Annotated in this window: 13 protein-coding genes; 8 read left to right on the top strand and 5 right to left on the bottom strand. The window is 37.2% G+C overall.

Annotated features, from left to right (window positions below):
• The first annotated feature begins 3 nt into the window (after positions 1-3).
• A complete protein-coding gene (locus tag ND811_RS02460) occupies positions 4-720 on the top strand; it encodes a type I 3-dehydroquinate dehydratase (RefSeq protein ID WP_265350528.1) in 717 nt (238 codons plus the stop codon).
• Between the two features lie 81 nt (positions 721-801).
• Here the strand turns inward: ND811_RS02460 and ND811_RS02455 are convergent, their stop codons facing one another.
• From ND811_RS02455 to ND811_RS02445, 3 genes are read right to left on the bottom strand one after another with little or no spacing between them, the layout of a single operon-like run.
• Positions 802-2,379 (bottom strand): tetratricopeptide repeat protein, encoded by a 1,578-nt coding sequence (locus tag ND811_RS02455; RefSeq protein ID WP_265350529.1) that lies wholly within the window; start codon positions 2,377-2,379, stop codon positions 802-804.
• Positions 2,380-2,423: 44 nt separating this feature from the next.
• Positions 2,424-4,031, bottom strand: a complete 1,608-nt coding sequence (locus ND811_RS02450) for a GMC family oxidoreductase N-terminal domain-containing protein (protein ID WP_265350530.1) — start codon at positions 4,029-4,031, stop codon at positions 2,424-2,426.
• A 10-nt stretch (positions 4,032-4,041) separates the two neighbouring features.
• Positions 4,042-4,548 carry a hypothetical protein gene (locus ND811_RS02445; protein ID WP_265350531.1) on the bottom strand — a complete coding sequence of 169 codons (507 nt, stop codon included), beginning with the start codon at positions 4,546-4,548 and terminating at the stop codon, positions 4,042-4,044.
• On the opposite strand from ND811_RS02445, the gene ND811_RS02440 reads away from it, so the two are divergent.
• Genes ND811_RS02440 through ND811_RS02425 form a run of 4 tightly spaced genes read left to right on the top strand, consistent with a single transcriptional unit; the run spans position 4,490 to position 9,263 of the window.
• Entirely contained in the window at positions 4,490-5,914 is a 1,425-nt protein-coding gene (locus tag ND811_RS02440) for a peptidoglycan recognition protein family protein (RefSeq protein ID WP_322113427.1), read from the top strand. The genes ND811_RS02445 and ND811_RS02440 overlap by 59 nt on opposite strands.
• Before the next feature lie 23 nt (positions 5,915-5,937).
• Positions 5,938-8,580, top strand: coding sequence for an aminopeptidase N (gene pepN / locus ND811_RS02435; protein ID WP_265350533.1), 2,643 nt, complete (start codon positions 5,938-5,940; stop codon positions 8,578-8,580).
• Between the two features lie 9 nt (positions 8,581-8,589).
• Entirely contained in the window at positions 8,590-8,913 is a 324-nt protein-coding gene (locus ND811_RS02430; RefSeq protein WP_265350534.1) for a TRL-like family protein, read from the top strand.
• Positions 8,910-9,263 (top strand): TRL domain-containing protein, encoded by a 354-nt coding sequence (locus tag ND811_RS02425; RefSeq protein WP_265350535.1) that lies wholly within the window; start codon positions 8,910-8,912, stop codon positions 9,261-9,263. The genes ND811_RS02430 and ND811_RS02425 overlap by 4 nt, the downstream gene beginning before the upstream one ends.
• On the opposite strand, the gene ND811_RS02420 is transcribed toward ND811_RS02425, so the two are convergent.
• Entirely contained in the window at positions 9,260-10,213 is a 954-nt protein-coding gene (locus ND811_RS02420; RefSeq protein WP_265350536.1) for a glycerophosphodiester phosphodiesterase, read from the bottom strand. The two genes, ND811_RS02425 and ND811_RS02420, sit on opposite strands and share 4 nt — an antisense overlap.
• Before the next feature lie 387 nt (positions 10,214-10,600).
• Here ND811_RS02420 and ND811_RS02415 point away from each other — a divergent pair, with 387 nt between their 5' ends.
• The gene (locus ND811_RS02415; RefSeq protein WP_265350537.1) at positions 10,601-11,095 is read left to right on the top strand and encodes a helix-turn-helix domain-containing protein; all 495 of its coding nucleotides are present in this window, start codon (positions 10,601-10,603) and stop codon (positions 11,093-11,095) included.
• A gap of 57 nt (positions 11,096-11,152) precedes the next feature.
• Here the strand turns inward: ND811_RS02415 and fliG are convergent, their stop codons facing one another.
• Positions 11,153-12,166 carry a flagellar motor switch protein FliG gene (fliG, locus tag ND811_RS02410; RefSeq protein WP_004785217.1) on the bottom strand — a complete coding sequence of 338 codons (1,014 nt, stop codon included), beginning with the start codon at positions 12,164-12,166 and terminating at the stop codon, positions 11,153-11,155.
• 210 nt (positions 12,167-12,376) lie between these two features.
• Between fliG and ND811_RS02405 the strand changes: the two genes are divergently transcribed.
• Entirely contained in the window at positions 12,377-12,952 is a 576-nt protein-coding gene (locus tag ND811_RS02405; protein WP_265350538.1) for a TetR/AcrR family transcriptional regulator, read from the top strand.
• Positions 12,953-12,972: 20 nt separating this feature from the next.
• Entirely contained in the window at positions 12,973-13,941 is a 969-nt protein-coding gene (locus tag ND811_RS02400) for an MBL fold metallo-hydrolase (RefSeq protein ID WP_265350539.1), read from the top strand.
• The last annotated feature ends 21 nt before the right edge of the window (positions 13,942-13,962 follow it).

Raw genomic sequence — 13,962 nt, 5'->3', positions numbered from 1 at the left:
ATTATGCCAGAATCTTATAAAATCATAGCTTCCGTTGGTGAAGATGATCTTCGCCATTTACAAAAAAAAGATGTAAAAGAGATCGATGTAATCGAAGTCCGATTGGATCTTTTTTCCAGAAACTACATCCAAAAGGAGATGAAAAAAAAGCTAAAAGCCTTAGGTCTTCCAGTGCTTTTTACCTACAGAAGGGCGGAAGATAGTAGTGTTCGTTCTTATGTAAAACTATTTCATGAAGATGTAGAAGGAATTTTAAAAGACTTTAACGATAACGCAAATTATTTGGATATTGAATTAAATCGCGAAGACACCATTTTTAAGAATTACGAAAATTTAAACTATAGAATCATTTATTCCTACCATTCGTTTAAAAAGTCCATCCTTGCCAATGAAATGACTAATTTCATAAACAAAGCAAAACCAGTGAAAAAGAAAAATCCAATTTTCAAGTTTGCAATCACACCAGAAGACATTGAAGAAACAGCGGACTTTTTAAATGATATCAAACTATTATCGAAATCAAATACAATGATTGGAATTTGTATGGGTGAACTTGGGCTTATCTCTCGCGTTTTTGGAGATAAATTTAACTCTTCTTTCACCTATATGACATTAGGTGAACCAAAAGCACCCGGCCAAATCTCCGTTGATACCTTTAAAAAACTCAGGGCTGATTTGTTTAAAGGTCCAAGTTTAACAAAGGAACCAAAGGAAGATTAAAGGTTTTTACCTCGGAAGATAATTTCCGAGGTATGTAGTTTTTTTGAAATTTTTTACTTATCTCTACAGAGTTGATTATGATTAGTTTTGAGAGCTTAGAGTTCCTGCTTTTGTCTTAATGAACTCACGAAAGTTTACGTCTTTCCAGACATCTTTAAAATCTTTCTCTAAGGACTCTGAAACCCAATATTCAGGTTTTAAATCGGCAGCTAATTTAAACTGCTCCTTTGTTTTAGAAAGATCTCCCTTCTTAGAGTAACATCTAGCAAGTAAGTAATGGCCCGAAGAGGAACCAGTCACTTTTTGTAAAATAACAATCGCCAAGTCCACTTTACCTGCATAAAAATAGTTTCTTCCACGATAGAATAAAAATTCCCGAGTTTCTGCTTTCAATGGATCTTTTTCTAGAACAGAAAAATACGTTTCCGCTTTGTCAAAAGCATTGGTCTCAGTGTAACGCCGAGCTAATTTAATAAAACCTACTTGGTATTTCTCAGGAGTTTGACTTAAATCAGGAAATTTAGAATCGATAAATTCAGAATACTTAACAAAACTTGTTTCAAACTTTTTGGTTCTTTTGCCAGCTTCAAACATACAAACAAAACGAAACATATGTGATTCCACTTGGTTGGGATTGAGAGAAAGAGCTTTGTCAGCTGATGAAATACAATTTTCCCAATCTGATTTTTGTTCGTATAACCGCGCCAAAGCCAAGAGAGGCGGATCTTTTTGCAATTGTTTGTATGCTTGTTGAAAGGATGATTCTGCTTTTTCCAACTCAGCTAACTTCTGATAAGCGATACCTTCATTTAAATAAACATAATACAAAAATACATTTGTATCTTTCGAAAATGGATTTTTTTTGGCACGTTCGAAAGATTCAATGGCAGATTTAGGATCATCTTGTCTAAGTTTAACAATTCCCAGTTTATAATGGTATCTGGATCGACTTGGATTTTTTTCAATGAGAGTTTTAAGATTGGTTTCGGCTAGATCATATTTTTTTTCTTCTAATAATGCTAAAGCATACTCCCAACGTACATCTTCTAAATTTGGTTGGTTTGTTAACACCTGCTCATAATAAGAGCTTGGTTTTGTAGTTTCCTGGCCTTCCGAAACATCTTCTTGTTTTTTAACTGTATCTTTCTTTGCGTCAGATTGTTTAGGTTCGGTATGTTTCGGTTCTTGTTTTTGTGGTTGGGAATATGAATGCGAAGAGGAAGGATTTCCTTTGTTACCAACTGCGCGATTATATATCTTTTGCACTTCTTCGTTTTTTGGATCATACTTTAAATAACGTGAAGAATATGTTGCTGATAAATTCCAGTCTTGGTGGTAATTAAAAAAAAGTGCGAGTTTTAAAAGGACCGTTTTTCTTTGGTCCTTGTCCAGATCCAATTCGACAGCTCTTCTAAAGTTTTGAATGGATTTAGGATAATCTTTTTTATATTCATAGATATATCCCAAATACATATACGCTTCCCCATCTTGCGGGTGTGAGTCGGCGTGTTTTGTAAATTTTTTAATCGCTTCGCCATATGCTTTTTTCGAAAAAGCTTTTTTGCCTTCCTTCATCGCATCGCTGTCAATAGCAAAGACTGTAGTGTGAAGGATTACAAAGAACAATACAAAGGAAAGATATTTCCGCACGGATTCCAAACTAGTTAGAACCCGTGGGATTGAAAGGGATTTTTGGAAAAAAGTTAGATCTTCGTTCTTTCTTCTTTTTGTGAGGCCAAATTTCTCGAAGCTCTGAGAACGATACTCATCGTCGTTATTTGTGGATTCACCGAAAGTCCCGTAGGATAAACTGAGGCATCCATGACAAATATGTTTTTATGACCATAAATTTCCAAATTTAAATCAACTGCGCCTTTTTCTGGATCATTTGCTGACTGGATGGAACCATGCGGATGTGCAGAACCAACGGATAAATCTCCAGGTTTAGTACTTTCTTTCAGAATCCAGTCAAAGTTATCATTTCCTGTTACTTTATAGGGCTCTGTAAATCTAGTGAAAGGAAAAATTAATTCTTTAGCACCGGCAGCCACGGTTAATTCCGCGAGGGTCTTCAATCCCCTTAGCATGTTAAGACCATCTGTAGGTGTTAGTTCAAAATAAACCTTTCTTCTTCCCAAACTATATTTTACGCTGGCATTGGCTTCTCCGTCTGCCCCATCGCGAACAAGAACAATTCCTGCATTGTATTTGGTAAAATCCTTCATAACATCAAACTGTTGTTTGCCGTAAAAAGGAACAAGAGAAGAAGCGAGTGTAGGTCTATATGGGGCAGCTTCCAACCAATAACCGTAACCAGTTCCATTTTGATTATGACCATCTTTGATCACAATGGATTGCGGAGGACCATGAAACATTTTGATTTCAGAATCAAACTTACCAAAAATCGTAGAGGTTGGATGGACTTTTAAGTTTCTACCTACCCAACCATTTCCGATTCCACTTCTTTGTAAAAGGGCCGGACCTTCAATCGCACCTGCGCTAACAATCACAACAGGAGCTTTGATTTCCATCATTTCGATGACCTCAGAGGGAGCGGTTTCATACGCATCGGGTGTGAACTCTGCAATGACAGTTTTGATTTTGCCTTCTTTAATTTTTGCAGCTCTCATATTGGAAATGACTGTGGCCCCAGCTTCAATCGCATCCGGGATCCAAGTCAAAAATGCCGATTGTTTTGCATTGATAGGACATCCAAGTCCACAACGTCCAAGTCCGATACAACCACGGTTATTGTTACGAAGTACTTGTGGAGTAAGTCCTATTTTTTTTCCGCCAACACGCAACACATTGTTATTAGCATTTACTAATTGATCAGGTACTTCGTGTACACCTAATCGTTCATGAACTTCCGAAATATAAAGGTCCATTTCTTCTCTTGAATATCCTTGCCATCCAAATCGTTCACTCCATTCATTGGTTACGTAGTCCGGAGGATACAAAGAAGTTTGCCAATTGACCGTTGTTGAACCACCAATCGACTTCCCTTGTAAAATAGATAATGTTTGTTCTTCTGTTACGATAAAACCCGCATCACGATACAATCTCGCCTGAGAAATGAATTCATCAGAATTAAATTGAGCTGGAGTGAAATAACTTCCTTCTTCAATGAGTACAACCTTCCAACCGTTCCTCGCAAGTTCGCTCGCCGCAACTGCCCCTCCAGCACCAGATCCAATGACTACAACATCAGCATCTAGTTCCCATTTTCCATTTTGAATTTTATGTTCTTTAATAATCTCTGCATGTTTTTTTGGAGTTATGATTTTTTGGTTTGAATGAGGAATTCCCATATAGCCTGCCTTATTGGATATAACCGACAAATTTTTGATATTCTTTGTCAGAACTTAAAAGGAAAAAAGAAATTTGCCTAAGAATAGCGTAAACACCCCGCTTGAGTCCTAGGGAAGAATGTTTCCATTCATGTAATCTTTTGATACGTTCTTCCATCGGTAGTTTGACAATTGGAGTAAAAGAAAAATCCAATGCCATTGCTGCTAAAATCGAAGAAGGAACAGTAGCTAACAACTGTATAACGCTTTCCGTTTCGATGGGATACGGATGTCCATATACGTAATTATCTAAAGCAAGTCCAAGATCAAAATTCGGAATGGGGTTGTCTTGGAGGAAGACTTCTTGCAAGCTACGAAAACTATGGTATTGTTCTGGAGAAATTCCCCGAAGAGGGGGAGTATTAAGACCGGGACCACAGTTCACTCCATGAATCGAAACTGCAGTAAGGGCAAAACATTTGAGAGAAAACTTTAAGAAACGATTTCGCGATAGTATAAAGGGTGTGTACGGCTCCAAGTCTCTTTTCCTTGCTATGATTTTGAACCCATTGTGTCAGAATCTTTTAAAATTATCACTCATTTTCCTTATTTCCACAGGATGTATTGGTATTTTTCGAAAGGCTCCCGATTATCCTTCGATACGTATTGAAGGTTTGGTATCTTATAACGAACTAGAGTCGATTAAGAATGTAAAATGGAGTTCGCTTTCCAAAGTACGGGATCCAAAATCTGTTTCAGCACTCATCCTCCACAATTCGGGAAAACGAAAATTACCTGAGTTTATAAAACTTTCCGTCGCCAACCAATTTATGTTTCACATTTACGTGGACTCGGATGGAAATATTTTCGGCGATCCTAATTTTCTAAACGAGGAATGGTCTGCCGCACCAGGTATTGATTTAGAATCCATTCACATTGTCTATGAAGGCACCCAGGAAACTCTGTATAACAATCGCAAACAGCGTGGTGTCCTAAACCAAGTGATTTCATATTTGGCAGACGAACTAAACATTCCCAAAACCAATTACGACATCATTTCGAAACGAGGAATTTTCACTCACAACCAAACCAAACGTCGATTTGGTGGATTTGTAGATTTTTCGCCTTGCGGAAGTGAGTTAGCTCTTAAACAGATTCTCTCAGAAATCGATGGTAAATTTTATGAAGAAGATGATTGGAAAGACCGGTTTGTTACTGGTTGGGTATTAAAAAAAGAGAATAAGGATATTTTAAAGGACACCTTCAAACCAACCAATGGTAGAGGAATTACTAAACCAGAAAAGATTGCCATATCACGCATTGAGAAAGACGATAAAGGTTATCCACCAGAAGAATATAGAGTTAAATACACCTTCCGTGGAAAAATCAAACCAAGTTGTGTAGTTTTACATTATACTGCAATTTCAGATTATTTTAAATCCCTTCGCACATTAGAAGCAAGAAACCTAACCGCTTCTATCATGATTGACAATAATGGAAAAGCTTACCAACTTCTAGATGTTTTGGAAGACAGAGCTGCAGCGGCTACTGGAACTAACGACAATTGTATTCAAATCGAAATTGTAGCAAAAGATACTGAAGAACTTTTAAAGCAACCAGAACAAATCCAAACGGTTAAAGAACTTGTGACAGAACTCACTACCAAATATAAGATTCCACTCTCCAATGAAAAACTAGAGGATTTATCTGGCGTTTTTAGTCATACCCAAGCCAAAAAAAAATGGGGCGGTTCCATTTTTCTGAACGCAAAAGACTTTGATCCAGGCGAAGAGTATATGGAAATGATTTTAAATTCCATTGGTGGTAAATACTATAGTGAACCAGAATGGAAAAACAGAAAGTCTATCGACTGGGCCATTTTATATCGTAACTTTCAACCTTAATGAGACGGAGAAACAGAACTTCTATGAAACAATTTCTACAATTTTTTTCCTTATTTGTCTTTCTTTTAGTTTTAGATTGCCGTCTCAAAAAACCAGTCTATCACCTAACTCAATCCGAAGCAGAAACTCGATTCGAAATTTTAGAGGACATACATTATGAGTTAGATGTCCATCTCAGTCCGAAAGAAACTTTTGAAGGAAAAGTTAAAATTAGTTTTTTTGGGAAAAAACTCCGAGACCTACGATTGGATTATTATGAAGGAAAAATCAAAAATATCATTCTTAATGACGTAGATCTTACTAATCTTCCTTACGAAAATGGTCATATCCAATTACCAGCAAACAATCTAATGATTGGAAATAACACTCTCACTGTTTTGTTTGAAACACCTTTTGCAAAAACTGGAAACGGTCTTCATAAGTTCACTGATCCAGATGATAAAGAAGTATATTTATATTCACAATTTGAAGCGTTCCATGCGAACAAAATGTTCCCTTGTTTTGATCAACCTGATTTAAAAGCTACTTTCAAACTAAATGTGACAGTGCCAAAAAATTGGAAGGTTATTTCGACAACACTTCCCAATTCACAATCTAAAGGGCAGAATCCAGACGAAATTACTTTTTCCTTTCCTGAATCAGCAAAAATTTCCACTTATGTTTTTTCTCTCCATGCAGGTCCGTATAAAGTTTGGGAAGATAAATATGAAAACATCCCTCTAAGATTATTTGTTAGAAAATCACTCGCTAAATATGTAGATCCTAAAGATTGGTTTGCCTTTACCAAAGAAGGATTTGCCTTTTTTAATTCTTATTTTGGAATTCCTTATCCATTTTTGAAATATGATCAAATTATTGTTCCCGAGTTTAACTTCGGAGCAATGGAAAATGTTGGTGCAGTCACTTTTTCTGAGCGATTTGTTTCAAGGTCACCAATGACAAGATCCCAAAGAGAAAATCTTTCTGATGTGGTTTTGCACGAAATGGCACATATGTGGTTTGGAAATCTTGTTACCATGCGTTGGTGGAACGGATTATGGCTTAACGAAAGTTTTGCGACCTACATGGCAAGTTTAGCCCAGGCAAAAAATTCCGAATTCAAAGAAACTTGGATCAGTTTTTTTGAAAAAATGAAACAATGGGCTTATGATGAAGATAGTTACATTACGAATCACCCTGTAGAGGCGAAAGTCTCCGATACAGAAGAAGCCTTTACTCAATTTGATGGAATCACCTACGGAAAAGGAGCTTCAGTTCTCAAACAATTGGTTTATTTTATAGGAGAGGATGCATTTAGACAAGGTGTTCAAAATTACCTTCGTAAATATTCTTATTCAAACTCAACACTCTCTGACTTTTTAAAAGAGTTGGAATTTGCAAGTGGATTCCCCATGAAAAAATGGTCGAAAGATTGGTTAGAAACCAAAGGAACCAACCAAGTAGAGTTAACAACCATTTGCGCTGATAACCAATTCTATTGGAAAATTGTTCAATCTGCTCCTGGATCAGAAAACAAACTGCGAGATCACAAAACGATCTTAGGACTCTACTTTTTCGATAAACCGAACAAACAATTGTCCTTTGAAGAGTTTCCTATTGTTTATTCTGGCCGCTCTACAAATGCCATTTTTCCTTTAAAAACCTGCCCCAATTTCAGTTTTATTAATGCCGAAGACCATGACTTTGCGATCTGGAAGTGGACGGAACCAAACAAAGAAAACTTAGAATATGTTTTAGAATTCGATACAGATCCAATGAGAAAACTCATTTTATGGACTGATTATTTTAGACAAGTGCAACTTGCAAACATCACATTTGATGAATTCAAAGACGCAGCAGTTCGTTTATATCCAACCGAGACTGATATCAAAATCAAACGTTGGATTTTATCTCGATTGGCTGGAGACAATGGTTCCACATATGTTACAAGTAGGTTCTGGTTTCCTGAAGAAAAACGGATTCAGGATTTGGATAATTTACAAAATTTTTTATGGGAAGAACTAAATAAAGCAAAGCCTGGAAGCGATGAACAAAGATACCTATTTGTTTCACTCATTGACTCAACTTATACAGCTGCATCAAAAAAAAGATTGTATGACTTTTTAGAAAACAAACTCTCCATAGGCGGCTTAAAAATCGACCAAGACCTACGCTGGAATCTCATCATCAAATTAAGTTCCTTAGAATCGAATAGAACCCAAATCCAAAATCTGATTGAACGCGAGAAAAAAGCCGATCCATCTAGTCGAGGAGTCAATTCTAGTTTGGCAGCAGAAGGAGCAGAACCCAATCGTTCTGTAAAAGAAAAATGGATTCAAGTCCTACTCAACCCGAAGTCGAGTCAGTATTCCTCCTCTACTCTTCGCGTAGTTTCCTATTCCTTGTTTCCTGAATATCAAAAAGACATCCAACTCACCTTCCTAGATTCTTATTTAGATGCTTTGGACAAATTTAATAATGGAGAAGATGAAAACTATTTAGATGCTTTTGCTAAAAGCTTAGCTCCAGACTTTTGCACTGACGAAACATTACTCATTCTAAAAAAGTTTACTGGTAACCATCCGCGTTTGCCAGTTCCTGTGAAAAAAACTCTTTTGAAACAAATTGATACAGAAAAAAAATGCATTCAAATGAAAAACAAACATAAAGATCTCATAAACAAATAAGGATTTTTTTTGAGTCGGCATTTTATTCTATCTATACTATTTGTTTTGTTCTCGAATTTGTTTTTCGGAAATTGTGCCTCACCAGGTTTTGGACCTAGGGGTTTAATCTACACAAAAACAAAAATCGGAATTTTTGGAACAGGTGAATCTTCCAAAAGAAGAGCTACATCTTGCGTACACTCTGTACTTGGACTTCTTTCTTTTGGAAATGCCTCCTTAGAATTTTTAAAGTCGAGATCAAAAATCCAAAATGTCACAGAAACCAATTGGACCACCTTTGCCATTTTAGGTGTCTATGCAAACCTTTGTGTAGAAATATCAGGAAACGAATGAAAAATAATTGCCAATTAATACCGAGATCATTCGCATTTTCTGTTGCTGTTTTTATTTGTCTCTCAATCACACATTGTGTTAATTTAGGACAACCACAAGGGCTTGGGCCTACAGGTATTTTGTATGCATCTTATTCTTTAGGTTTATCAGAACGTAACTTACCAAAACTTCCTTTAAAAAAAGGCAAGGCTTGCGTCAAACGATATGGTTTTTTGTTTACTTCTGGTGATGCCAGCATTAGCGAAGCTGCTAACGCTTCTGGAATTGTGGATATTTACAGAATCGAAAAAGAGGCAACGAATTACCTCTCTCTCTATTCTTCCCTTTGTACGGTAGTTTGGGGAATCTAAGGTTCTTTGCGAACAACGCTATCCAATAAATCTGGATAATCAGAAATAATACCATCCACCCCGCAAGAAACAAGTCTTCTCACTTCTTTTTCTGTATTGACTGTCCAAGGAATCACCAACATTGATTTGTTATGTGATTCTTTCACAAATTTGGGTGTTACATATAGAAAGTAGGGAGAAATAATATCAGCCTGTTTTTCTTTGGCCGCCGATAAAATTGTTTCTCTATACCCATTTCCAAAACCAATCGTCATTAAAAAACCTTGAAAGTAGGTTGGAACAAATAAAGCACTAGTTTTAATTTTTGGATTCTTTGCTTTCGAAACTACTAGAGTGCGAAGGTCAAAGGATTGGATGGTGGACTTTTCCACTACTTTATACTTCTCAATGATTTGAATGAGTTTTTCAGTATGTTCTTTTACTAAACTATCGGGTGCGGAACCATCGTCTGGAAATTTTGTTTCAATATTGAACTCGTAAACTTCTTTAGATTTTTTTTCCGCAAGTTTTACCTTTTCGAAAAACTCTTCTAAGGAAAGAAGTTTGGTACCGGGCACAGGAACTTGTTTTGGAAAGTTTGGATTCTTTTTTGATCCGCAATCATAAGATTGTAATTCAGCTAAGGTAAGTTCATAAAGTGAAGTTTTTTTTATCTCTGTGCCATCTGCATTTTGGCAAATCACCGGATTTGTATCGGAATCATGGTGGATGACCACCCGTTTGTCTTTGGTAAGAACCGTATCAAGTTCCAACGTTACCATTTTATATTTGATTGCTTCCTCAAACGCTGGCCAAGTATTCTCTGGTTTTAATCCTCGTGCCCCGCGATGGCCTTGTAAATCAATCACCTTACGCAAACGGTTGGGTGGTTCCACTGTGGCACAGTTGGTAAAATAAAGTGTAAAACAAATTAAGAATAAACTAATTCTAAATGTTTGGGTTTTCTTCATCAATGGTTTCCTTTCTAACGGATTCCATCGTAGACATTCTTTCTGATTAGAAAGAAATTTTTATGGTTCCCTCTAAAAAGAAAACTGGCTTCTTCCAAGTCAATTCAGGGAAATACCTGTAAGTCGTAGTTCTTCTCATCACAAAACACGGAAAAATAAAGAAATCAAACGGGGAAATAAGAAAAGGCTGGAAAAAACGAGTACACCACCTAGGCTAACCCCGGTGGTGGACTCCAGAAAGGAAATTTAGCGTAATTTGAGCCTAACGGTTCATTCCCTCTGCAAGTCAAACCTATCCATGCGAATCTTATTCCTTCAGAACGTTCAAAACGTTTTTTGGGCCATTTCAGACCGTTATTAACGGAATTTTAGAATTTTTTTTAAAACATGGAAAAAGTAAATCACTTCAGAAACTACCGCGAACGACGAAAACTCACAAGAATTGAACTATCAGAAAAATTAAATATTCCTCGCTCTGCTGTGGAACTCCTGGAAACCGAAGATTGGATCCGGTCCAAGTTTGATTATGTGGTTTTGGTCTCCAAAGAATTGGGACTGTCACTCATCGATCTCATCCGCCAAGAATTTGATTACGACTTGGAAAAAGAATTTTTTAACGAAGAAGAATTTGAAGAGATAGTGGCTCGTTATGCCAACGCAAGGGTCACATTAATTCTCTCCGAATTAAAACTATTTTGCAGTAACGCAAAAGTGAGATTAGATGATTTTGATATTACTGAGTTTTCTTTTTCTATGGGAAATCTTCATAAGCTCATCACTCTAAATCAAAAATTAGAACGTGGCGAAATTTCTCCAAAAGATGCTCTCATTGAATTTCCACCAAAATGGGGAAAATTCAGCAAACGAAATAAAGAGACTTAAAAAAAGTTTAGATTAAAATGATCAACAAGTGCTACTAAACGGAAAGGAACCTGTGGTTTACACCACAAGTTCGTCTTCTCCCGCACGAGCCACAACGATCTCGCCCGCTTCTTCCAGTTTACGAATGATGTTTACAATCTTCTGCTGTGCATCTTCCACGTCTTTCAAACGAACAGGACCCATAAAGTCCATATCCTCACGAAGTAAGTTCGCGGCACGTTTCGACATGTTTTTAAAGATTTTATCTTGTACTTCAGAATCCACAGACTTAAGTGCTTTCGCCAAATCCGTGTTATCCACTTCACGCATTACCTTTTGAATGGCTCGGTCATCAAGTAAAACGATATCTTCGAATACGAACATCCGTTTTTTGATCTCTTCTGCAAGTTCTGGGTCTTCTTCTTCCAAAGCTTCAATAATGGTTTTTTCTGTTCCCCGGTCGACAAGGTTTAGAATTTCGACCACAGAATCAATACCCCCAGCAGAGGTATAATCCTCAGAAGCAAGAGTGGAGAGTTTACGTTCTAACACCCGTTCTACCTCGCGAAGTACGTCCGGTGATACACGGTCCATCGTTGCAATTCGTTTGGCCACTTCCGCTTGAATTTGATGCGGTAAGTTGGAAAGGATGTTGGATGCTTTTTGCGGATCCAAATAAGAAAGAATAAGAGCGATGGTCTGCGGATGTTCCCCTTGGATAAAGTTTAGAAGGTGGGCCGGGTCTGTTCTACGAATAAAGTCGAATGGCCTTACTTGCAGTGACGAAGTGAGTCGATTGATGATATCGATGGCTTTCTGATTACCGAGAGCTTTTTCGAGAAGGCCACGGGCAAAGTCGATACCACCATTGGTGATAAATTCTTGGGCCATCATGAGTTCATTGAACTCAACAAGCACCTTTTCTTTGTCTTCCGGAGTGATTTTATCTAAACGAGCAATTTCGAACGTAATCTGTTCGATCTCGTCTTCCCGCAAATGTTTGAAGATTTCGGAGGCCACTTCGTTTCCAACCGCAACCAAAAAGATGGCGGCCTTTTGTCTTCCTGTAAGCGATGGCTTCTTATTGATCATACTTCGTCCCGAAATCCGTACTACTAAGTTTATCGGCGAAGTCTTAAAAAAACAATGAGATTTATTCCGTTAGAAAAACGTTAGAGTCAATCTCTGCGACCAAATTTCGGTTTTCCTACCTCTTCCTCCCAAACATTGAAATTTCAGAGGACCTTTCCCATGAAAATTTTTTATGTTGACCGGTCTATTATTTTTTGAACCGATGGGTTTGTGGGTAAAAAAGGTTTAGAAACCAAACAGAAAATGATCGAAGTCATGTCTGGACTCTTGGAAGAAACTGGGTATGAAGCAACAGGGCTTATGGAGCTTGGGAAAGAAACAGATACACCGAAAGGTTCTCTCTACTTCCACTTTCCCGGTGGAAAAGATGAACTCACTAACCTTGCACTTCTCCATTCTGGCGATCAATTGAATTTGTTTTTCCAATCAGTCCTCTCCGAAACAGAATCTCCGATTCAGGCCATTAAACAGGTGTTTCATGCTCTGGAAGAACGAATTGTTTCCAGTGATTACAAAAAAGGATGTCCCATAGCAATCACAGCAATGGAAACGGCAAAGTCGAATCATTCTGTTTCAGAAACATGCAAACAGATATATTCACTCTGGTTAAAAACATTTGAAACATATCTTGTAGGAAAGGGATATACCCCACGCATCGCAAAAAATCTTTCTCTATCGTTACTCTCATTATGGGAAGGAGCTTTGTTACTTGCTAAACTACAAAAATCACCAGAGCCGCTACGTGTGGCCGCAAAAACTGCTGAATTACTTTTCAAACCAAACTAAACTTAGATAGGAAAATTAAAATGAGACTTTCATCCAAAACAAAAATAATTTTATCAATCAGCGTACCTTCTATAATTATTTTTTTTCTATATTTCCTTGGATATCCGAAGGAAGAAATTCTTTCCTACTCCGCTGAAGAAAAAATAATTTCTTCTCTCATTCCAAAGCCGATGGGAAAATCAAATTTGGTTTTTTCGATTCTAAAAACAGGAGAAGCCAAAACCTTAGAAGGATTTGTCATTGAAGGTGGGTCTGTATTCAAAACAGTCACGGTAGCCCATTCCGCTTTTTATATCCAACATCCAAAAGGAAATTTTTTATTTGATACGGGGCTCGGATCCAAAGTAAAAGAACAGTTTCAAGTTTTTCCTTTGTATTTAAAACTTTTAATGGATTACAAACCAATGCTAACAGCATACGAACAATTGGATTCCAATGGTGTTGTCCCAAATTCCATTCAAGATGTATTTTTTTCCCATCTTCATTGGGATCATGCAAGTGGATTAAAAGATTTTCCTACAGCAAAAATTCACAGTTTACCAGATGAGTTGAACCACCCTAAAATAGAATTAGGATACATTCCTTCTCAGTTTGATGGGGATTCTGTGAATTGGAGTTATTTGGAGTTCAAAAATAAACCTTATGCATCTTATGCGAAGAGTTTAGATTGGTATGGTGATGGAACAGTAGTTTTTGTTCCTATGAAAGGGCATAGTGAAGGGTCGGTGGGTTTATTTCTACATACAGCAAATGGAGATACCTTCTTTCTCACTGGTGATATAGTTTGGCGAAGGGACGGTTTTAAAGAAAAAAAACACAAACCAAGAGGGGCAAGATGGATTGTTGATTTTGACACAAAAAGTCTTGGTGAAGAGATCGCTCGTGTTAATGATTTAATTCAAAACAATCCAACATTACAAATCATTCCGGCTCATGATCATGATGTTCAAAGTGCTCTTGGTTTTTATCCAAAAGTTGTAGGAAAGTAAGGATTCACTTGTTCTATCGAT

It is taken from the genome of Leptospira soteropolitanensis (assembly GCF_026151655.1).
Lineage (GTDB): Bacteria > Spirochaetota > Leptospiria > Leptospirales > Leptospiraceae > Leptospira_A > Leptospira_A soteropolitanensis.
Note: the sequence above shows the minus strand (reverse complement) of the source record. Positions and strands in the feature narration are given on the sequence as shown.